General features: G+C 62.0%; 19 protein-coding genes. 8 read left to right on the forward strand and 11 right to left on the reverse strand.

Features of this window, described 5'->3' with window-relative positions; genetic code table 11:
* Nucleotides 1-147 precede the first annotated feature (147 nt).
* From H0482_RS09690 to H0482_RS09715, 6 genes are all read left to right on the forward strand, one after another.
* Nucleotides 148-945: a substrate-binding periplasmic protein gene (locus H0482_RS09690; RefSeq protein WP_210319141.1), complete on the forward strand. Its 798-nt coding sequence runs from the start codon at nt 148-150 to the stop codon at nt 943-945.
* Between the two features lie 64 nt (nt 946-1009).
* Complete coding sequence (locus H0482_RS09695) at nt 1010-1675, forward strand: amino acid ABC transporter permease (protein WP_193729855.1); 666 nt, start codon at nt 1010-1012, stop codon at nt 1673-1675.
* A complete protein-coding gene (locus H0482_RS09700; protein ID WP_193729856.1) occupies nt 1672-2331 on the forward strand; it encodes an amino acid ABC transporter permease in 660 nt (219 codons plus the stop codon). Before H0482_RS09695 ends, H0482_RS09700 begins: the two co-directional genes overlap by 4 nt.
* Complete coding sequence (locus tag H0482_RS09705) at nt 2328-3107, forward strand: amino acid ABC transporter ATP-binding protein (RefSeq protein ID WP_193729857.1); 780 nt, start codon at nt 2328-2330, stop codon at nt 3105-3107. Before H0482_RS09700 ends, H0482_RS09705 begins: the two co-directional genes overlap by 4 nt.
* An 18-nt stretch (nt 3108-3125) precedes the next feature.
* Complete coding sequence (locus H0482_RS09710; protein WP_193729858.1) at nt 3126-4295, forward strand: mandelate racemase/muconate lactonizing enzyme family protein; 1170 nt, start codon at nt 3126-3128, stop codon at nt 4293-4295.
* Nucleotides 4296-4367: 72 nt separating this feature from the next.
* On the forward strand, nt 4368-5099 hold the full coding sequence (locus H0482_RS09715) for an SDR family oxidoreductase (protein ID WP_193729859.1): 732 nt from the start codon (nt 4368-4370) through the stop codon (nt 5097-5099).
* Nucleotides 5100-5317: 218 nt separating this feature from the next.
* Here H0482_RS09715 and H0482_RS09720 read toward each other — a convergent pair whose 3' ends face one another.
* From H0482_RS09720 to H0482_RS09740, 5 genes are all read right to left on the reverse strand, one after another.
* Nucleotides 5318-5692 (reverse strand): MmcQ/YjbR family DNA-binding protein, encoded by a 375-nt coding sequence (locus H0482_RS09720; protein ID WP_193729860.1) that lies wholly within the window; start codon nt 5690-5692, stop codon nt 5318-5320.
* A 61-nt stretch (nt 5693-5753) separates the two neighbouring features.
* Nucleotides 5754-6410: a peptide-methionine (S)-S-oxide reductase MsrA gene (gene msrA / locus H0482_RS09725; RefSeq protein WP_193729861.1), complete on the reverse strand. Its 657-nt coding sequence runs from the start codon at nt 6408-6410 to the stop codon at nt 5754-5756.
* Between the two features lie 154 nt (nt 6411-6564).
* Nucleotides 6565-8070 carry a tripartite tricarboxylate transporter permease gene (locus H0482_RS09730; protein WP_193729862.1) on the reverse strand — a complete coding sequence of 502 codons (1506 nt, stop codon included), beginning with the start codon at nt 8068-8070 and terminating at the stop codon, nt 6565-6567.
* A gap of 9 nt (nt 8071-8079) precedes the next feature.
* Nucleotides 8080-8541, reverse strand: a complete 462-nt coding sequence (locus H0482_RS09735; protein WP_193729863.1) for a tripartite tricarboxylate transporter TctB family protein — start codon at nt 8539-8541, stop codon at nt 8080-8082.
* Nucleotides 8542-8734: 193 nt separating this feature from the next.
* A complete protein-coding gene (locus H0482_RS09740) occupies nt 8735-9718 on the reverse strand; it encodes a tripartite tricarboxylate transporter substrate-binding protein (RefSeq protein ID WP_193729864.1) in 984 nt (327 codons plus the stop codon).
* Nucleotides 9719-9909: 191 nt separating this feature from the next.
* Here H0482_RS09740 and H0482_RS09745 point away from each other — a divergent pair, with 191 nt between their 5' ends.
* Nucleotides 9910-11817: a sensor histidine kinase gene (locus H0482_RS09745; RefSeq protein WP_193729865.1), complete on the forward strand. Its 1908-nt coding sequence runs from the start codon at nt 9910-9912 to the stop codon at nt 11815-11817.
* Between the two features lie 15 nt (nt 11818-11832).
* Nucleotides 11833-13179 (forward strand): sigma-54-dependent transcriptional regulator, encoded by a 1347-nt coding sequence (locus H0482_RS09750; RefSeq protein ID WP_193729866.1) that lies wholly within the window; start codon nt 11833-11835, stop codon nt 13177-13179.
* Nucleotides 13180-13315: 136 nt separating this feature from the next.
* On the opposite strand, the gene H0482_RS09755 is transcribed toward H0482_RS09750, so the two are convergent.
* From H0482_RS09755 to H0482_RS09780, 6 genes are all read right to left on the reverse strand, one after another.
* Nucleotides 13316-14371, reverse strand: coding sequence for an ABC transporter ATP-binding protein (locus H0482_RS09755; RefSeq protein ID WP_193729867.1), 1056 nt, complete (start codon nt 14369-14371; stop codon nt 13316-13318).
* A 24-nt stretch (nt 14372-14395) separates the two neighbouring features.
* On the reverse strand, nt 14396-15475 hold the full coding sequence (locus H0482_RS09760; RefSeq protein WP_193729868.1) for a Gfo/Idh/MocA family protein: 1080 nt from the start codon (nt 15473-15475) through the stop codon (nt 14396-14398).
* Nucleotides 15472-16488, reverse strand: coding sequence for a Gfo/Idh/MocA family protein (locus H0482_RS09765; protein ID WP_193729869.1), 1017 nt, complete (start codon nt 16486-16488; stop codon nt 15472-15474). Before H0482_RS09765 ends, H0482_RS09760 begins: the two co-directional genes overlap by 4 nt.
* A 68-nt stretch (nt 16489-16556) precedes the next feature.
* Nucleotides 16557-17381 carry a carbohydrate ABC transporter permease gene (locus tag H0482_RS09770; RefSeq protein ID WP_193730025.1) on the reverse strand — a complete coding sequence of 275 codons (825 nt, stop codon included), beginning with the start codon at nt 17379-17381 and terminating at the stop codon, nt 16557-16559.
* 52 nt (nt 17382-17433) lie between these two features.
* Nucleotides 17434-18381, reverse strand: coding sequence for a carbohydrate ABC transporter permease (locus H0482_RS09775; RefSeq protein ID WP_193729870.1), 948 nt, complete (start codon nt 18379-18381; stop codon nt 17434-17436).
* A 13-nt stretch (nt 18382-18394) separates the two neighbouring features.
* Nucleotides 18395-19690, reverse strand: coding sequence for an ABC transporter substrate-binding protein (locus H0482_RS09780; protein WP_193729871.1), 1296 nt, complete (start codon nt 19688-19690; stop codon nt 18395-18397).
* Between the last annotated feature and the right edge of the window lie 251 nt (nt 19691-19941).

Genomic DNA, 19941 nt, shown 5'->3' on the forward strand with positions numbered 1-19941 from the left:
GAAAGTCTTATTGACTAATTCATGGCAAAGTGTCTTTACTCTGCCTGCACGGCCCCGCATCACCTGATGTCGGACCGTCAAGGGATGAGGGTTTTGGAGGAAATTATGAAACCGGGGATTTCAACACGCGCCGTTTTGAGCGCTGCAATGGTTTTTGCCCTGACGGCAACCACGGCCAATATGGCCATCGCCGCCGATGTTCCGGCGCAAGGCGTCAGCCAACGCGTTGACGAGATTAAGGCCCGCGGATCGCTGCGCGTTGCAGTGCTGGGCGAGATGCCGTGGCTCATCGAGAACACGGCCGGCGAGGGCGAGGCCTTTAGTGGTCCGTCCTGGGTTCTGGCAAATGAATATGCCAAGCAGCTTGGGGTTTCGCTTGAGCTTGTGCCCGTCAGCCACGAAACAAAGATCCCGATCATCGCGACGGGGCAGGTCGATGTGACCATCGCCCCGCTTTCGATCACGGCAGAGCGCGAGAAAGTGGTCGATTTCGCGATCTATTCCAAGTCGAGCATCTGTCTGGTGGGCAAGGCTTCGGACCCCAAACTTGCCGATGTCGCGACGGTGGACGACCTCAATCGTGACGACATCACCATGGCCTTCTTTGTCGGCACCGCTGTTGAGCCCTGGGCCAATGGGCGCCTCCCCAACATGCAGGTTCGTGGCGTCGGCGGCACCGGCGCAACCGCTCCGATCGAAGAATTGCAGTCCGGCCGCGCCAATGTCGTGCCGCTGGACAACACCAAGTGGCCTGAATTGGACAAGGCCGTTTCCGGCCTGACCGTTTTCCCTGCGGACTGCCTGGCGAGCCAGGAAATGGCGACCCCGGTCGGCCATGCGATCGACAAGAACCAGCCTGAATTCCTGGCATTCCTGCGCGCCGTCGCGGAGGAAGTTCAGCCGCTGGTCACGGCAGAGGAAATTCGCGTTATCACCGGCGAATAAGGCCCTTCTGGTTCCCGGCGGCCGGCAATGACCGGCCGCCAAGTGTTTTGCTGGTGGATCCGGAATGATTTTCGATTTCTCGTTTCTTCTCGATTATTGGCGCTTCCTGCTGGGCGGCGTGTGGATCACCCTCTCCATCAGTGCGGCAGCCATCGGCGTTGGCTTCGTCGTCGGGCTGATCGTGGGCATCGCGCGCACTTATGGTGGGCGGCCTGTCGATTTCATCCTGTCGCTTTATGTCGACACGATGCGGTCAATTCCGCTGCTGGTGATCCTGGTGTGGATTTTCTTCGCCATGCCCCTCGTCACCGGACATTCGATGACACCCATTACCGCCGGCATTCTGGGGCTAGGCCTGCATCTGGGCGCCTTTGTTGCCGAGCTCGTTCGAGCCGGTCTGACCTCGGTTCGACCTGGCCAGATGCGCGCGGCCTTGGCCTTGGGGATGAGTCCCGCACAGGCGGTCCGCATCGTCATCCTGCCCCAGGCATTGGTGCGCATGCTGCCCAATTTCGGGTCGCTGCTCGTCATCACGATCAAAGACAGCGCCATTGCCTCGGTGATCGCCGTGCCCGAACTGCTGCGGCAGAGCCAGGTGGTGGTGGGACAAACCTACAAACCCTTCGAGACCTTCACCGTCGTGATACTCATCTACTTCGTCATCAGCTGGCCGGTGGCACGCGGTGTTGACTATATCTATCGGCGCATTGCGCACCTGGGTGCGTCATGACCTTTGATTGGAGCGTCATCACCAACAATTGGCCCCTGCTGTTGCAGGGGGCGGGCATGACGGTGCTGCTGGCGGCAGCGTCCATGGCCCTGGCCATACCCGGGGGGCTGCTGCTGGCGCTGGCGCGCATGTCCTCCTTCGCCCCGATCCGCATTCTGGCGACCGCCTTTGTGGAGTTCTTTAGAACCACGCCGGTCATGTTGCAGGTCTATTGGGTGTTCTATGTCCTGCCCGTCCTGACCGAGATCCGCGTCGATGCCTTCAGTGCGGGTCTCGTGGCGCTGGCCTGCAACGTCTCGGCCTTCAACTCGGAAACGTTCCGCTCCGGCATCAACTCGATCCGCGCAGGTCAAAGGCAGGCAGCGCTGGCGCTCGGCATGAGTGAAGCCGAAGCCATGTGGCATGTCATCCTTCCCCAGGCGGTGCGGCGCGTCCTGCCGGCTTTGGCGAGCACCTGGGTCTCCTTGTTCAAGGACACTTCACTGGTCTCGATCATCGCCGTTGCCGAGCTGTCCTACGTGGGTCTTCAGCTGCGCTCGCAGACATTCCGGGTCTTGGAAGTGCTCACGGCGATGGCGGTCCTCTACTGGCTGATGGGCTACCCGCAGGCGAAGCTCACCGACTGGATACATAGAAAGTTCAAGGTCACAGAATGACTCAAAGGCCGCAATCCGAGCCCATCCTGCATATGTCGGACGTCAGAAAGCGCTACGGGACTCTCCAGGCGCTGGACGGAGTGTCCCTGGACGTGAAGGCGGGAGAAGTGGTTTGCCTGATCGGGCCGAGTGGCTCGGGTAAATCCACCTTGCTCCGCTCCATCAATGCACTTGAAACAATAGATAGCGGGGTCGTGCGGTTCGACGGCGCCGATGTTCACGCCAAGACGACAAGCCTGCGCCATCTGCGCCAGCGCATGGGCATGGTGTTCCAGAACTTCGAACTGTTTCCGCATATGACAGCGCTGGGAAACGTGTCGGTCGGGCCGCACAAGATACTGAAACTTGACGCTGAACTATCCAGGGCGCGCGCGGAACAATTGCTGCACAAGGTGGGCTTGTCGGATCGGATGCATATGCGTCCTGCCGAATTGTCTGGCGGTCAGCAGCAGCGCGTTGCCATTGCCCGCGCCCTGGCGATGCAACCGGACATGATGCTGTTTGATGAGCCGACTTCCGCACTCGACCCCGAGACGATCGGTGAAGTGCTTTCGGTGATGAAGCAGCTGGCGGACGAGGGCATGACCATGGTCGTGGTCACGCATGAAATGACCTTCGCGGCGCGCGTCGCCAATCGCGTCGCCGTTTTCGATCGCGGCAAAATCATCGAAACGGGCCCGCCGAAACAGATTTTTGAAGCGCCGACAGTGCCAAGAACCCAGGAATTCCTCAAGCACCTGGGTTGGGATGGCACGAGCGCTGCTCTGCAACAATAGCTTTTACAAGGAGCGGTCATGAAGATCGTCGACATTGAATGCCACGTCTTGCTGGCACCTAACATGAATCCGGGCGCCACGTCGTCGGCACAGGATAGTTTCATCGTCATCGTTCGGACCGACGAGGGCATTTCGGGTATCGGGGAATCCGATGTCAGCCCATGGATTGCCAAGGCCTGCGTCGAGGCGCCAGGCACCCACACCATGTCGCTCAGCCTGCGCGACATGCTGATCGGTTCGGACCCGCTGAACCCGGAAGCGGTTTGGCGCAAGCTATATGTCGGCTCCGCCATGAGTGGCCGGCGCGGTGCCGTCATTCATGCCATGGGTGCCATCGACATGGCCCTCTGGGACATCAAGGGCAAGGCCGAAGGCAAGCCGATATTCGAGCTTCTCGGTGGCCAGAAGCAAGACAAGGTCGTGCCCTATGCCTCCCTGCAGCCAGCCGGAAATCGTTGGGAAGAATACCGCGATTCCCTGTGCGAATGGGCCGAACGGGCGCGCAATCTCGGGTTCAAGGCCGTGAAGGCCGAGGTGACCATGAATGGTCCTTATGCCCATGATGGCATGCACGAACCCTACGAAAACCACACCAAGGTGATCGAAGCGGTGCGCAAGACCCTGGGCCCGGACATCGCGCTGATGGTGGACGTTCAATATATGTGGCCCGATGCCGAAACGGCACTGCGGACGGTTCGCGACTGGGCCGAGTTCGACCTGTTTTTCCTTGAGACGCCGCTGTGGATCGACAATCTCGATGACTATGCCCGTCTGCACGAGGAAGCACCGATGAAGATCGCCGCCGGTGAATGGCAGGCGACGCGGTATGAATTCGAAGAATTGATGGACCGCGGCAAGGTCGACGTCGCCCAGCCTGACGTCGGTCGTGTCGGTGGCTTTGCCGAAGCCAAAGCGGTTTGTGACATGGCGGCAGAGCGTGGGCGCATAATCGTTCCCCATTGCTGGAAGACCGGGATTTCCGTAACCGCAACGGCGCATCTGGCATTCAACACCCCACATTGCCGCTTCATTGAATATTTGCCGCCCGCACTGTGCGTGGACACCCTTCGCAAGGAATTGGCCGTGGACGGTTTCACCTTCGTGGACGGCATGATCGAGGCGCCGACCAAGCCCGGTCTGGGTGCCGAACTGAATGAAGACGCACTCCGCGCCTACAAGGTGGCATGACGTTCAACCTCGAACAAAGGTCGGCAGGGCAGATGCATTTGTGAATGCCTGCCCCGCCGTTTGGAGGAAGCAATGAGTGATCTACACGGCAAAGTCGTCCTGCTGACTGCGGCGGCGCAAGGCATTGGGCGCGCATCTGCGCTGGCATTCGCGAAGGCAGGAGCGCGCGTCTTCGCGACCGACATCAATGGCGCAAAACTGGCAGAACTGGAGGGGGTGGCAAACATCGAAACGCGCCCGCTCGATGTGCTTTCCGATTCCGCGGTGAATTCCCTCGTGGCCGCTCTCGGCCGTGTCGATGTGCTGTTCAATTGCGCCGGCATCGTACATAGCGGCACGATCCTCGAAATGTCGGATGCCGATCTGGATCTGGCGCTGGATCTCAATCTGCGTGCGCAGGTGCGCACCATCAGGGCGGTCTTGCCGCAAATGGTTGACCGCCGCGATGGCGCCATCATCAACATGGCGACCGTGGCGTCTTCGGTCAAAGGCGTGCCCAGTCGCGCCGCCTATTCCATTTCAAAGGCGGCGGTTATCGGGCTCACCAAATCCATCGCCGCCGACTACGTTGCCGCCAATATCCGGGTCAACGCCATTTGCCCCGGCACAGTGGAATCTCCGAGCCTGCACGAGCGCTGGCACGCGACCGGCGATTTCGAAGCGGCTCAGCGAGCGTTCATTGCGCGGCAGCCGATCGGTCGCATCGCCCAGCCAGAGGAAGTGGCTGATCTTGCAACCTATCTAGCAGGCGCGCGCTATACGACCGGCCAAATTCATATCATCGACGGCGGCTGGACCGGCTAAGGCCCGCTCCCCGGGTTCGAAGCCCGCCATCCGCTCCAATTACCAAGGGCCGGCAGGCCCTTGGTTGCAGGCGTTCCTCGCACCCCGTCTGCAATGCCAGGATAGGCCAAGCGTCTTGGATTCCGCGTTTCCAATTCGGTTTCACCGGCATTTGTGTGCCGCTCAAGATCTACGCCATCCGACCCTGAATTCCGGAACGATGGGAGCCTATCACCGGATCAGGCGCTGGCGGCCGACAGGCCCAGTTCCGCCCGTTGCTTCCGGGTCAGCTTGCCCGCGATCAGGCGGTGCGCCGCCTCGATATAGGCCCGCAAATCGTCGTCGCTGAACCGGCTTTCGGGTGCGATGGCGACCCAGCCGGCGCGGGCAAAATAGGGAGCGGGGCGAATGCCGGGCTCGTCCCGCATCATTTCGAACGTCATGTCGGAGACTTTGAGCCAGATTTCCCCGCTGGCCGGAACCAGCAGGCAGAAGACCTTGCCGCCCAGCTTGCCCACCGAGGCATTGCCCCATTGGCGCACCAGCATCGTGCCGGGCAGGCCGAGCACGAAGGCTTCGAAATCGGGACGCTTGCGGAGCGTTTCACCCTTCATGCGATCTGCAAACCTTGCTTTGGCGGACAATCGGGCTGGCCCGGTCCGGCCCCAACGGCGCTCAGCCCGCCGTCACCCCGAGCCCGATGGGGCAGCTCACCCCGGTCCCCGCCAGCCCGCAATAGCCATTGGGATTTTTGGCCAGATATTGCTGGTGATAGGTTTCGGCATAATAGAACGGCCCGGCCGGCCCGATTTCGGTGGTGATGGGTCCGAGCCCCCTCGCCTTGAGCGCTGCGCCATAGGCGGCGCGGCTGCCCTCGACGATTTCGGCCTGTTGCGCCGTCGTCGTATAGATGGCCGAGCGATATTGGGTGCCCATGTCATTGCCCTGCCGCATGCCCTGGGTGGGGTCGTGCTCTTCCCAGAACAATTGCAACAGGCGCTCGAGGTCGATGCGCCCTGGATCATAAACCACCTTGACCGCCTCGGTATGCCCGGTCAGGCCCGAACAGGCTTCCTCATAGGTCGGGTTGGGCGTGTGGCCGCCCTGATAACCCACGGCGGTGACGATCACCCCATCGAGCTGCCAGAACAGCCGCTCGGCGCCCCAGAAGCAGCCCATGGCGAAATAGATAGTGCCCGCACCCTCGGGATAGGGCCCCTTGAGCGGGGCGCCATTGACGACATGATCGGACGCGATGGGCATTTCGGCGGCGCGCCCGGGCAGGGCCTCGCTGGCGGAGGGAATGGTCATCGGCTTTTGACGGAAGAACATCTGATGCTCCTTTCGCTTCTCATATGGGACATTAAGCCGGACAATTTGAGGGGAACAGCCGAGAAAATGCCGCTTCATCCTGCTCTTTCTCCCAAACAACAGGGCCGGCGCCCCGGCGCCGGCCCGTCCCGCCAAAAATTGCGCCCGCTCAGGCTCAATCGTCCTCGACGAAGACCTCGGCGCGCTTGCGGCGGATCGAGGGCAATACCGCGATGAGCACCGCCAGCAGCGCCAGTCCCAGCAGCGTCGCCGAAATCGGCCGGGTGACAAAGATCATCGGATCGCCGCGCGAAATGATCATGGCGCGGCGCAGATGTTCCTCGAGCAGCGGCCCCAGGACGAAGCCGAGCAGGAGCGGCGCCGGCTCGCAGCCGAAACGGATCAGCAGATAGCCGACCGCCGCGAAGAAGGCGATGGCATAGACGTCATAGATATTCTGGTTGATCGAATAGGTGCCGATACAGGCGAACAGTACGATGGCCGGGAACAGCACCCGATAGGGAATGGAGAGCATCTTCACCCAGAGCCCGATCAGGGGCAGGTTGAGGATGATCAGCAAGAGATTGCCGATCCACATCGAGGCGATGATGCCCCAGAACAAGGCCGGCTGTTCGTTGATGACATTGGGGCCGGGGGTAATGCCCTGGAGGATGAAGGCCCCCACCATCAGCGCCATCACCGGATGGGCGGGAATGCCCAGGGTCATGAGCGGAATGAACGAGGTCTGCGCCGCCGCATTATTCGCCGATTCCGGCCCCGCCACGCCCTCGATGGCGCCCTTGCCGAATTCGTCCGGATGCTTGCTCAGCCGCTTTTCGGCTGAATAGGAGGCGAAGGAGGACAGGATATGGCCCCCGCCCGGCAGGACGCCGAGCAGCGAGCCGAGCCCGGTGCCGCGCAGGATCGGGGCCCAGATGCGCTTCCAGTCGGCGCGGGTCAGCCAGAGGTTCTCCACCTTCTTGACGCCCACTTCGCGCTCGGTCTCGTTTTCGAGATTGCGCAGGATTTCGGCGATGCCGAAGACGCCCACCGCCACGGCGACGAAATTGAGCCCGCCGAACAATTCGCGCAGCCCGAAGGTGAAGCGCGGGGTGCCGGTATAGATGTCCTGCCCCACCATGCCGAGCAGGAGCCCCAGAACGATCATCGCCAGGGCCTTGAGGATGGAGCCATGCGCCAGAGCAATCGAGACCAGCAGGCCGAGCACGATCAGCGAGAAATATTCCGGCGCCCCGAAATTGAGCGCCGCTCGCGCCAGGGGCGGGGCGAAGAAGGCCAGGATCAGCGTCGCCACCGACCCGGCGAAGAACGAACCGATGGCGGCAGTGGCCAGCGCCTGTCCGGCGCGGCCCTGGCGGGCCATCTGATAGCCGTCAATGGCCGTCACCGCCGAGGAGCTTTCCCCCGGCAGGTTGATGAGGATGGCGGTGGTGGAGCCGCCATATTGGGCGCCGTAATAGATGCCGGCCAGCATGATCAGCGCCGTTGCCGGGCCGAGGGTGAAGGTGATGGGCAGGAGCATGGCGATGGTGGCGGTCGGGCCGATGCCCGGCAGCACCCCCACCAGCGTGCCCAGAAGGACGCCGATGAAGCAATAAAGGATATTGGTGGGGTCGAGCGCCACCGAAAAGCCCAGCGCCAGCGAGGAGATCAGGTCCATGATGTTCTCCTAGAATTTGAGCCAGGGGCCGAATAGCGGCACCAGCATGCCCAGCCCGACCACGAAGACGAGATAACAGAGCATGGTGAGGCCCAGGGCGATGACCAAAGCCGAGAGCATGGTGTTGCGGCTGCTCGAGGCGGCGGTGACGAAAGCGGTGATGGCCACGACCGGGATGAAGCCCAGCCCGCGAATGGTGGCGGCGAAAAACACGATAATGCCCAGCACCAGCGCGATGCCGCGCAGCGGCCAGGCATGCGGGGCCTCCTCGTCAGGCCGGCCGATGCCCTTGGCGGCGACGGCAATGCCCAGGGCCACCAGGATCCCTCCCAGCACGATCGGCATGAAGCCGGGCCCCATGCGGAACGGCGTGCCGAATTCATATTTCATCGCTTCGAGCGCGAAGAACGAGCCGAAGGCGACAAACATCGCCCCCGCCGCGAGGTCATTGCGCGACGCATTGAGAGCCATTTTCTACCCCTGATTTTGCAAATCACCGATGCTGAAGCGAGCGCCCCCCTTTGAAGGGAGGGCGGGGATGGGGGTTCTGCGACATCAAAAAGCTTATCGCTCAGAGATGGTTCTGAACCCCCACCCGCAATCCCTCCCCTCAAGGGGGGAGGGAGGCGCATCCAGTATATGGCGACGTCTTGCGAGCCCCGACTTACTGCGCCGAAACGCCGGCTGCCGAGATCACTTCTTTCCAGAGCGCGATCTGGCCTTCGAGCATGGCGCTCAAAGCCGCAGGAGTGGCCTGATCGGCCGGCACCGGATAGGTGCCCAGTTCGGCAAAGGAGGTGCCGACCTTTTCATTGGCCAGCGCCACCTGCAAAGCCGCAGTCAGGCGTTCGACAATGGCCGGATCGGTGCCGGCGGGCGCATAAAGGCCATGCCAGATCGAAAGGTTGAAATTGTCGATGCCGCCTTCGTCCAGCGTCGGCAGGTCGGGCAGGACGGCGATGCGCTCGGGCGTCGTCACCGCATAGGCCTTGATCTCGCCGGCATGGATCTGGCTGGTCGTATTGGTGGTCTGGTCACACATCATGTCGATCTGGCCGCCGAGCAGGTCGGTCATGGCCGGACCAGTCCCCTGATAGGGCACTTCGGTCATCTTGGTGTCCAGCGCATCCATGATCAGCAGGCCGCAGAGCTGGCTGGCAGCGCCGATCCCGGCATTGGCATAGGTGATGTTCTCGCCGTTCTCCTTGATATAGGCGATGAGGTCTTCAAGATTGGTCGGCTCGAAATCGCGGCGCGCCACCACGGTCATCGGCACTTCGGTGACAAGGCCGATCGTGGCGAAATCGGTCAGCGGGTCATAGGGCAGGCTGGCATAGAGCGCAGGAGCGGTGGACATGCCGATATGGTGCAGCAGCAAGGTATAGCCATCGGGAGCGGCTGCAGCCACCTGCCCCGCGCCCAGCGTGCCGCCGGCGCCGCCGACATTCTGCACCACGACCTGCTGGCCCAGCTCGTCGCTCATCGCCGCCGCGACCAGACGGGTGACCGTGTCGGTCGGGCCGCCGGCGGAGAAGGGCACGACGATGGTGACCGGCTGGCTCGGATAATCCTGCGCGCTGACACCGATGGCGCCCAGCGCCGTGGCCGCGACCAGGGCGGCGGACAAAGTGCGGATAACAGTCTTCATGATTTGGAACTCCTCCCGAAGTGGACCCCGGTTTCCTCCCTGGGGCTGCCCAATAGGATTGCAAAGGCCGTGCCAAGATTAAAATGCAAGGCAGATATGCATTTTTGATGGAGCATGTTAGGATTTCTGGCAAGAACTTGCCGGCATTTCGCCCAAAGCCCGGCAAATTCTTGCCGGGAGGACAGGATCGCTTGGGCAATGCATTGCGCAATCTGGTGGATCGCCGCCATTTCATCGGCGCCGGACTGGGGCTGATCCTGGTGGCGCTGGTCGGCTGGGTCAGCTTCGAAATGGCGCTGACCGGCGCCATTCGCCATGCCGAGGAGCAGGCGCAGCGGCGGCTGGTTCTGTTCGAGCGCACGCTCGAAGCCATTATCGAGCGCTTCCATTATCTGCCGGTCGCCATTTCGCAGGCGCGCGAAGTGCGCAATGCGCTGGACCACCCGGACGATGCCAATGCCGTGGAGGCGGCCAATGGGTTTTTGAGCAAGCTCAATGAAACGGCGGGGGCCGGCGAGATCTTTCTCATGGACGAGAATGGCAGCGTGGTCGCCGCCTCGAACTGGTGGACGCTCACCTCGCTCGTGGGCACCGATTATTCCTTCCGCCCCTATTTTGCCGATGCGATGGAGCGCGGCAAATCGCAATATTACGCCTTTGGCATCTCCACCAGCGTGCCCGGCTATTTCCTCTCCCAGCGGGTGGATGGGCCGAGCGAACCCATCGGCGTGGCGGTGACGAAAATCCATCTCGGCGAGCTGGAAGCCATCTGGTGGCGCTCGGGCGAATTGATCGGCATTGCCGATGTCAATGACGTGGTCATTCTCTCGACCCGGCCCGACTGGCGCTACCGGCCGCTGCAAACCATTGCCCCGTCCCGGGCGGAGGAGATTTCCAGCCAGCAATTTTATGGCGGCAATGGCATCACCAATAAAGGCATCGTCGCCGATCGCTGGCAATCGCGCGGCGCCGAATTCGCCTTTATCGCGGGCAGCGACAAGGAGGGCTCGGGCTATTTCGTGCTCGAAGAACTGCGCCTGCCCAAATTGGGCTGGCGGCTGGTCTCCTTCATTCCACTGGCCCCGCTTCAGGGGGGAGCGATGATCCTGGCCAGTGCGGCGGCCCTCGGCTGCGCGGCGCTGCTGCTGATCGTCATATTGGTGGTGCAGAGGCGGCGCCTGGCGGCGCAAAGGCTGGGCGAGCATAGCCGGCTCGAACAGCGCGTGGCCGAGCGGACCGAAGACCTGCATGCCATGAACGAGCAATTGCGCGCCGAGATCGCCGAGCGGGTCCGCGCCGAAAAGGCGGAGCGCGAGGCCCAGGCGGGCCTCGTACAGGCGGCCAAGCTCGCCAGTCTCGGACAGGCGCTGGCCGGGGTGGCGCATGAAATCAGCCAGCCGGTGGCCGCGCTCTCCACCCATCTGGCCAGCGCCCGCCTCCTCGACCGGCGCCAGGGCGGCTCGGAGCTTTCCCCGGTCATTGGCGCCATGGACAAGGTGGTGGACCGGCTCGCCAATCTCACCGGCCACCTCAAGACCTTTTCCCGCAAGGAAAGCCGGACGAGCCTTGTTGCCGATTGCGGCACGGCCATCGCCAATGCGCTGGATCTGGTGGATCACCGGCTGCGCCAGGCCGGCGTGGATGTGGATTATCGCCGGCCCCATCCTCCGGTCAGCGCCGGTTTCAATCCGGTGCATCTCGAACAGGTGCTGATCAACCTTTTCGCCAATGCCGCCGACGCCATGGTTGGCCGCCCATTGCGCCTCCTATCCATCGCCGTCACCGCCGAGAACGGCGTCGTGCGCCTCGTCGTCGCCGATACCGGCCAGGGCATGACCCCGGAGGACATGAGCAATCTCTTTGACCCCTTCTTCACCACCAAGCCCGCCGGAGAGGGGCTGGGGCTGGGCCTGGCCATTTCCAACGGCCTTGTCCGGGACAGCGGCGGCACGCTCTCGGCCCGGTCCGAGCCGGGCAAGGGGACGACGTTCACGATATTGCTGCCGCAAGCGAGCGCGGAGCGCGCCGTCCCAATGCCGTCCTCCCGCTTGCCGGAAGGGGATGAAAAAATGGCATCACCGCGCCGAGCGAAACGATAAAGTCGGAGGCCCAGCATGACCGAGCCCAAAATCCTTATCGTCGATGACGAAGACATGATGCGCACCGCTCTCGAGCAATGGCTGCGCCTGTCCGGCTTCGAGGTCAGAACCGCGGGCAATGCCCCCGAGGCGCTGCGCCTCGCCGATGACTGGCATCCCCATGTCATTCTCACCGATGTGCGCATGCCCGGCCTTGGCGGGCTCGATCTTCTGCGCTCGATTCAGGAAAGCGGCCTGCCCATCGAGATCATTCTCATTACCGGCCATGGCGACGTGCCCATGGCGGTCGAGGCCATGCGCGCCGGCGCCTTCGATTTTCTGCAAAAGCCCTATGTGCCCGAGCAATTGGTCAATTCGTTGACCCGCGCCGCCGAGCGGGCAAGGCTCAAGCGCGAGATCGCCGATCTGCGCCGCCGGCTCGATGGCGGCGACAATGAACTGGCCAATCGGCTGATCGGGGTCGCGCCTTGCATGCAGGCGCTCAGGCGCTCCATTCTCGAGCTGGCGCCCATTCCCGCCGACATCATCCTTCTGGGCGAGACCGGCACCGGCAAGGAAGTGGTGGCGCGGTGCCTGCACGATTTCTCGCCTCGCGCCGAAAAACCCTTCGTCGCGGTCAATTGCGCCGCCATTCCCGCCGAGCTGATCGAGAGCGAATTGTTCGGCCATGAAGCCGGCGCCTTTACCGGGGCGGGCGGGCAGCGGATCGGCAAGTTCGAATATGCCAATGGCGGCACGATGCTGCTCGACGAGATCGAATCCATGCCCCTGCTGGCCCAGGCCAAGGTGCTGCGGGTCATTCAGGAGCGGGTCGTGGAACGCCTGGGCTCGAACCGGCAGATCGCCCTCGACCTGCGGATCGTCGCCACTTCGAAAGTCGATCTGGAGCTGGAGAGCGCCGCCGGACGCTTCCGCGCCGACCTCTTCTACCGGCTCAACATGGCGACGCTGCACCTGCCGCCCCTGCGCGAGCGCGGCGATGACAGCGTCCTGCTGTTCCATCATTTCCTGGCGCTGGCCGCCCGGCGCTTCGGGCGCGAGCCGCCCGAATTGCATCCCGCTGACATCGACGCCATCCTCACCCATGCCTGGCCGGGCAATGTGCGCGAATTGCGCGCCGCCGCCGACCGCTTCGCCCTGGGCCTCAATGGCAATGGCCGGGCACTGGGCCACATGCTGGGCAATCGCGCCCCCGACCTCGGGGGCGGCGCATTGGCCGAAAGGGTCGCCAATTATGAGCGGCACATCATCGAGACCGAATTGCGCCGCCACGATCATTCCGTCGCCGCCGTGGCCGAAGCGCTGCACGTGCCGCGTCGGACGCTGAGCGAAAAAATGGCGCGGCTGGGCGTCAGCCGCTAGGTCCGGACCCGGTTTATCCCCCGGATGGGCCAAGTGTTGGCAATGCGCTGACCAGATGCTGCCAGAGGTGACGAAAATGCCATGTCCGGCACCACCGCAGGCTATCGGTAGAGCCGGTTCATGACACTGCTTCGGCTCAGCGGATCGCCTGCCCTTTTGCGTCGAAAACATGGGCCTTGGCCGGATCGAGATAGGCCGAAATGGTCGAACCCAGTTCCACCACGCGCTGGCCTTCGAGCACCAGATTCAGCGGCTGCCCGTCCGTCGTCGTGGCGTAAACCACTGTCTGGCCACCAAGATTTTCCACGAGGTCCACCCGCACATCGGCGAACTTGACGCCCGAACCCTCGGCGATGGTGATATGTTCGGGCCGGATGCCCAGCATATTGGCCCCGCTCACCTCCCGGCCCAGCGCCAATATGCTCCCCGCCGCCTTCAACATGCCGTTTTCGACGCTGGCATTGAGGAAATTCATCTTGGGCGAACCGATGAAACCGGCGACGAAAAGGTTGCGGGGATTGTTGTACAATTCCAGCGGCGCACCGGCCTGTTCGATGATGCCGGCGCGCAGCACCACGATCTTGTCGGCCATGGTCATGGCTTCCACCTGATCATGGGTCACATAGATCATGGTATTGCCCAAGTCATTGTGCAGCTTGGCGATTTCCACGCGCATGGCGACGCGCAATTCGGCGTCGAGATTCGACAAGGGCTCGTCGAAGAGGAAGATTTTCGGCTCGCGCACAATGGCGCGGCCGATGGCGACGCGCTGACGCTGGCCGCCGGACAATTGCTTGGGCTTGCGCTTCAATAGCGGCTCGATCTTGAGAATTTCGGCCGCCCGCTGCACCCTTTGGGCGATCTCGGGCTTGGGCATGCGCGCCGTCTCGAGCCCGAAGGCCAGGTTCTGATAAACGCTCATATGCGGATACAGCGCATAGGACTGGAACACCATGGCAATGCCGCGCTTGGCAGCCGGCACCTCGTTCATCCGCACCCCGTCGATCAACAGATCGCCACCGGTAATCGGCTCAAGCCCGGCAATCATGCGCAAGAGCGTTGACTTGCCGCACCCCGAGGGACCGACGAAAACCGCGAATTCGCCCGGATCGATAACGAGGTCCACCCCATGGATGACGGCGACGTCGCCATAGGTTTTCTTGATCTGCTTGAGTTCGATACTGGTTGCCATGAGCCCTGTCTCCTGCTGCCAATGCTATCGGTATGCTGCCGGCACCCAGCTCTCATAGAGTGGGTGGTCGGGCCCGAGCGGCAGTACGACTTCCTGATGGGTGGAGGATGAATGATAGAAGGCCGTCACCAATTCCAGGGCGCGGCGCGAATCCCTGCTGGTCACCGGCAAGGGGCCCTTGCCGGATATGGCGTCATGGAACCGGGCCATCTGGGTCTGGAAACGCGATGGAACATGCTGCCAATTGGCTAATAGCGCATCAATCCTGGCCTTGACCTCGTCATTGCGCGGCAGAATTTTCCAGGGCTCCTGGCCCGGATTATAAGGCGCATGGTCGCTTTCGATGGTGACGTTTTCGAATTGCAGCCGGATGCGGGTGATCTCGTCCACCGAGCCCAGGGTGGCGGTAAAACTGGCAAGCGCGCCGCTTTGCATTTCGAGCGAGGCGGAAATGACGTCCTCGACCTCGATCGGGTTCACCCGCGTCGCCACCCGGCCGAACATGCGGGCAATATCGCCCATGAGATAGGTGAAGATGTCGTGGGGGTGAATGGCATGGCCCATGAGCACACCGCCCAGCTCGGTCTTCCACTTGCCGCGCCAGGGCACCGCATAATAGGGCGCCTCGCGCCGCCACATGGTTTCCACGGTGCCGCAATAGGCCTTGCCGGCAATACCGGCATCGATGACGGCCTTGGCCTGCTCGATGCCGTCGCCGAAACGATATTGGAAGACGGGCATCAACAGGCCCCTGGCGCTCTTTTCGAGCTCCATGATCGCATCGACATCCTTGAGCGAGCCGACCAACGGCTTCTCGCAGACCACGTGCTTGCCGGCCCTGAGCGCTGCCGACACCATGGACAAATGGGCGCCCGGCGGCGTGCACACATCGATGACGTCGATGTCGTCCATGCCCAGCAGATCATCAAAATTGACGGCGCGGCGCTCGATGCCGAATTCCTCGCCGATCTGGTCGAGCTTTTCCTGATTCAGATCGCACAACGCCACCACCCTGAACTTGTCGGCATTGGGCAGATAGCCTTCAACAATATGGGAGCGGCCGATGCCGCAGCCGACGACGGCGACGTTGAGAATCCGGTTCATCGTGCCCACTCCGTTCCCTGTTCGGCCATGGCCTGGGCCGTCAGCGCCATCTTCATGGCATTGTAGCAGCGCTGCTGCGGCATGGCGGTTTCGGTGCGATCGCGCACGTCGTCGAGGAATTGGCGTCCGAACGGAATATCGACATTGGAGCAATCGATATGCTGCACGCCCTTGCGGTCGACGAGGAAGAGGTGGTTGTCGCCCGGACGCCCGGCAATATCGACATATTTCCGAAGCTCGATATAGCCGTCGGTGCCCAGAATGGTCAGGCGTCCGTCGCCCCAGGTCGGCAGCCCTTCGGGTGTGAACCAGTCGACGCGGATATAGCCGGTGGTGCGGCCTGTGCGGATATGGGCATCGCCGACATCCTGCAGGCCCGGTCGGTGCGGATGATTGCGATTATGGACATTGGCCGAGACCACCTCCCCATCCATGGCGCCGGAGAAGAACAGGAATTGCTCGAACTGGTGGCTGGCAATATCACAGAGAATGCCGCCATAGCGATTGCGGGTGAAGAACCAGTCGGGACGATTGTTGAGCCGCAGCGAATGAGGACCGAGGCCCACCGTATTGACCACCTCGCCGATGGCGCCCTGGGCGATGAGATTGCCCGCTTCCACGGCGGCAGGCACTTCGAAATGCTCCGAATAGAGCACCGAGAAGATGCGCCCAGTCTGCTCCTGCACCCGCTTGACCTCCTCGAGTTGAGCAAAGGTGGTCATGCCGGGCTTGTCGGTCAGCACATCCTTGCCATGCTGCATGGCGGCGATGCAGATGGCGGCGCGATCGCCGGGAATGGCCGCCGTGGTCACCACTGCGATCGAGGAATCTTCGAGGATTTCGCACGCATCGGCGACACGCCTGGCTTCGGGATATTTCTGGCCGAAGGTTGCGGCCAGATCGTCCTCAACGGCATGGAAGGCCACGAACTCCGCCCCGGCGCGCTTCAGGCAATCGACCTGACCGTAGATATGGGCGTGATTGATGCCGATGGCGGCAAATTTGATGGTCATTTCTGAACCTAATCCTGGTCGTCTCTGGTGGCTGGAGCGCGATGTCGGCCGCGCTCCGAACATATGGGTTAGCGCTTCATGCCCGTGGTCGCGATGCCTTCGATCAGAAGGCGCTGGAACAGGAGAAAGAAGACAAAGATCGGCACGAGGCTGAGCACGCTCATGGCGAACATGCCGCCGTAATCGGACATGCCGGTGGAATCGGTGAAGGTGCGCAGGCCAAGCATGACCGTGTATTGGCGCAGATCGCTCAGATAGATCAGCGGACCGAAGAAATCGTCCCAGGTCCAGATGAAGGTGAAGATCGCCGCCGTCGCCAGAACCGGCATGGAAAGCGGCAGGATGATCTTCCAATAGATGCGCCAGGGGCCGGCGCCATCCATGCGCGCAGCCTCATCGAGTTCCTTGGGGATGCCGCGGAAAAACTGCACCATGAGGAAGATGAAGAAGGCATCGGCGGCAAGGAATTTCGGCACGACCAGCGGCAGGAAGGTATTGACCCAGCCCATATTGAGAAACAGCACATATTGCGGGATCAACGTCACCTGATAGGGCAGCATCAGGGTCATCAGCATCATGGCGAACCAAAAACTCCTTCCGGCAAATTCGAGCCGCGCAAACGCATAGGCCGCCAGCGAACAGGCAATGACATTGCCGGCAACGCTCAGGATCGAGATGACGAAGGAATTGATGAAAAGCTGGCCGAAACTGACGCGCAGGCCATTCCAGCCGCGAATATAGGAATCAAGGCTCCAGTCGAGCGAGGGCAGCACTGAGACACCGGAGGTGAAAATCTCGTTTCCGGGCCGGAACGAGGCCGCCAGCAGCCAGAGCAAGGGATAGAGCATCACCATCGAGGCGGCGATCAGCAGCGCATGCGCCACCACAGACATGATCCGGCGACGCGACGGGGAAGAGCCGGTGACGACGGTGAGGCTTTCTGCATCAGTCGTCATAATGCACCCAATATTTGGAGGTGAAGAAAGAGAAGGCGGTAAAGAGCGCCACGATGGCCAGCAGCACCCAGGCCAGGGCCGAGGCATAGCCCATGCGGAAGAAGCCAAAGGCCTCGTTGTAGAGATAGAGCGTGTAGAACAGGGTCGAATTGATCGGCCCGCCGGTGCCGCCCGAAATAATGAATGCCGGGGTAAAGCTCTTGAAGGCTTCGATGGTCTGGATGATGCCGTTGAAGAACACCACCGGCGTCAGCATGGGCAGGGTGATCTTCCAGAACTGCCGCCATTTGCTGGCGCCATCGAGGCTCGCCGCTTCATACATGTCCTGCGGAATCTGTCGCAGCCCTGCGAGGAAGATGATCATGGGCGAGCCGAACTGCCAGACGGCCAGGATGATCAGGGTCCAGAGTGAAGTATTGGGATTGGAAATCCAGCTCGGGCCCTGAATGCCGAAATTGGCAAGGATCTGATTGACCAGACCATTGCCGGCGAAAATCTGGCGCCAGAGAATGGCGATGGCAACCGAAGCGCCCAGCAGGCTCGGGAGATAGAACAGAGCCCGGTAGACCGGCAGTCCCTTCATGCCGCGATTGAGCAGCAGGGCCACACCCAGCGCGAAAGCCAGCTTGAGCGGCACCGAAAAGATCACGAAGAAGAACGTAACCCGCATGGAGGCGGCGAATTTCGGATCATTGGTGAACATGCGCACGTAATTGTCGATACCGGTCCAGCGCGGCGCGGTGAGCAGGTCGAAATGGGTGAAGCTGAGATAGAAGGAGGTAAGGATCGGCCCGATGGTCAGGCCGAAAAAGCCGATGAACCAGGGCAGAAGGAAGAGGTAGCCGGGGGCATGGTTCTGCCACACCCCCGACCAGAAGGATGGAGAGGCCACGCGGCCGGCTCCGGTTGAAGCACTGTTGTCGACCTGCGTGGCCATATTCTCGTCCCGATCAGCTTGCGCGCTGCAGAATGGCTGCCGCTTCGGAAACGAAGTACTGGCCGGCATCTTCCGGCGAACGGGCGCCGAAGGCTACTTCCTGGCTCAATACCCGGAGCAGCGAAATGTCGATCTCACCGGCAGCGGCGGGTGGCGGCGGCGGCAGCGGGCCGAGCAAATCGCCCAGATTGGCCACGAAATTGAGGGCGATCTGGTCCTGCTCATTGAGCGAGGGCGCGATGGCGTCGCGAACCTTGTCTATGCAGGGAATACCGCGTTCGACGCCCAGCACTTCACCGGCCTTGAGGTCGTTGATGAAGAAGCTGAGATATTCGGCCGAAAGGTCCTTGTTCTTGGACGAGCCGCCAATGGAGAAGAACATCGAGGGCTTGCGGTAATGTCCGCCACCGACGCCGGCAGCGATGCGCGGGTAATTGGTGATGGTGAGCGTGTCCTGCATCAGGGCCTGGAAGCCGACGAGCTGGTTGGAATTGGACGGCATCATCGCTGCCTTGCCCAGCACCACCATCGTGGTTTCGAGCGGCCCATTGGTATCGAGGGCCTGGGTTTCGGCATCGACGCAGATGCCGTCGGCGCGCAGCTGGTTCCACATGGCGAACCATTCGATCGCCGCATCGGCGTCGAAACCGAGCTTGCCATCGGCAGTGTAGAGCGCCAGCTTCTTCTGGCGCAGCCAATTGTCGAGCATCGGCTCAGAGCCTGAACCGTCGGCGATCACCTTGATGCCGCCGCGGATATTGGCGGACTTGAAGGCCTCGCCCATGGCACGGATATCATCGAGGGTGGTGTCGCGGTTCGGCGGCTCGATGCCGGCTTCCTCGAAAGCCGAGAGGTTCACCAGCTGGGCGACGGAATTGGCGCCAAGGCTAATGCCATAGAGCTTGCCATCAACTCTGCCGCCTTCGAGCTGGTCCGCGTCGAAGCCGTCGAGCTTGAGCGCGCCACCAACAAATTCATCCAGCGGGGCAATGGCGCCGCGCTTGGCATATTCGACGATGAAACGGTAATCCATCTGCACGATGTCGGGGGCATTGCCGCCGGCGGTTTCCGTCGCCAGCTTGGGCCAGTAGTCGCCCCAGCCCAGGAAGCTGCTGTCCACAGCCGCGCCATTGGACGCGGCGAACAGATCGTTGACCGCATAGGTGCGGTCGGCGCGCGCCTGACCACCCCAGAAGAATTGGCGCAAGGTAGTACCCTGAGCCCAGGCCGGGCCGGTGCCAAAGGCTGCGACGGCAGCCAAAGCCGACGATCCCATCAGGAACTGGCGGCGTCCGAGTCGAATGCTCATGTGTTTTCCTCCCATGAAACTTAGAGGCTCCGCTGAGCGGAACCACGGTGCGCGCGGCAGCCTCCCTGCCACCAACTCACCAACTGGTTACTACAGTACCAGCCCACCAATCACCCTATTGCTCCCTGCAAATAGGCTATTATCGAAAGATTTCGTCCCTGGCGCCTGACCAGCATATAACCAGCCGGTTACGGCTTAGCATACAAGACTCGTCCAAAGCAATCGTCTTGTATGGAAGTTAAAAACGTAAA

The organism is Devosia faecipullorum, assembly GCF_015158295.1.
Taxonomy (GTDB): Bacteria; Pseudomonadota; Alphaproteobacteria; order Rhizobiales; family Devosiaceae; genus Devosia; species Devosia faecipullorum.

Excerpts from the sequence above, each read along its gene's own strand:
- H0482_RS09690 (WP_210319141.1), top strand. The coding sequence starts at position 148 with ATGGTTTTTGCCCTGACGGCAACCACGGCCAATATGGCCATCGCCGCC.
- H0482_RS09695 (WP_193729855.1), top strand. The coding sequence starts at position 1,010 with ATGATTTTCGATTTCTCGTTTCTTCTCGATTATTGGCGCTTCCTGCTG.
- H0482_RS09700 (WP_193729856.1), top strand. The coding sequence starts at position 1,672 with ATGACCTTTGATTGGAGCGTCATCACCAACAATTGGCCCCTGCTGTTG.
- H0482_RS09705 (WP_193729857.1), top strand. The coding sequence starts at position 2,328 with ATGACTCAAAGGCCGCAATCCGAGCCCATCCTGCATATGTCGGACGTC.
- H0482_RS09710 (WP_193729858.1), top strand. The coding sequence starts at position 3,126 with ATGAAGATCGTCGACATTGAATGCCACGTCTTGCTGGCACCTAACATG.
- H0482_RS09715 (WP_193729859.1), top strand. The coding sequence starts at position 4,368 with ATGAGTGATCTACACGGCAAAGTCGTCCTGCTGACTGCGGCGGCGCAA.
- H0482_RS09720 (WP_193729860.1), bottom strand. The coding sequence starts at position 5,692 with ATGAAGGGTGAAACGCTCCGCAAGCGTCCCGATTTCGAAGCCTTCGTG.
- msrA (WP_193729861.1), bottom strand. The coding sequence starts at position 6,410 with ATGTTCTTCCGTCAAAAGCCGATGACCATTCCCTCCGCCAGCGAGGCC.
- H0482_RS09730 (WP_193729862.1), bottom strand. The coding sequence starts at position 8,070 with ATGGACCTGATCTCCTCGCTGGCGCTGGGCTTTTCGGTGGCGCTCGAC.
- H0482_RS09735 (WP_193729863.1), bottom strand. The coding sequence starts at position 8,541 with ATGGCTCTCAATGCGTCGCGCAATGACCTCGCGGCGGGGGCGATGTTT.
- H0482_RS09740 (WP_193729864.1), bottom strand. The coding sequence starts at position 9,718 with ATGAAGACTGTTATCCGCACTTTGTCCGCCGCCCTGGTCGCGGCCACG.
- H0482_RS09750 (WP_193729866.1), top strand. The coding sequence starts at position 11,833 with ATGACCGAGCCCAAAATCCTTATCGTCGATGACGAAGACATGATGCGC.
- H0482_RS09755 (WP_193729867.1), bottom strand. The coding sequence starts at position 14,371 with ATGGCAACCAGTATCGAACTCAAGCAGATCAAGAAAACCTATGGCGAC.
- H0482_RS09760 (WP_193729868.1), bottom strand. The coding sequence starts at position 15,475 with ATGAACCGGATTCTCAACGTCGCCGTCGTCGGCTGCGGCATCGGCCGC.
- H0482_RS09765 (WP_193729869.1), bottom strand. The coding sequence starts at position 16,488 with ATGACCATCAAATTTGCCGCCATCGGCATCAATCACGCCCATATCTAC.
- H0482_RS09770 (WP_193730025.1), bottom strand. The coding sequence starts at position 17,381 with ATGTCTGTGGTGGCGCATGCGCTGCTGATCGCCGCCTCGATGGTGATG.
- H0482_RS09775 (WP_193729870.1), bottom strand. The coding sequence starts at position 18,381 with ATGGCCACGCAGGTCGACAACAGTGCTTCAACCGGAGCCGGCCGCGTG.
- H0482_RS09780 (WP_193729871.1), bottom strand. The coding sequence starts at position 19,690 with ATGAGCATTCGACTCGGACGCCGCCAGTTCCTGATGGGATCGTCGGCT.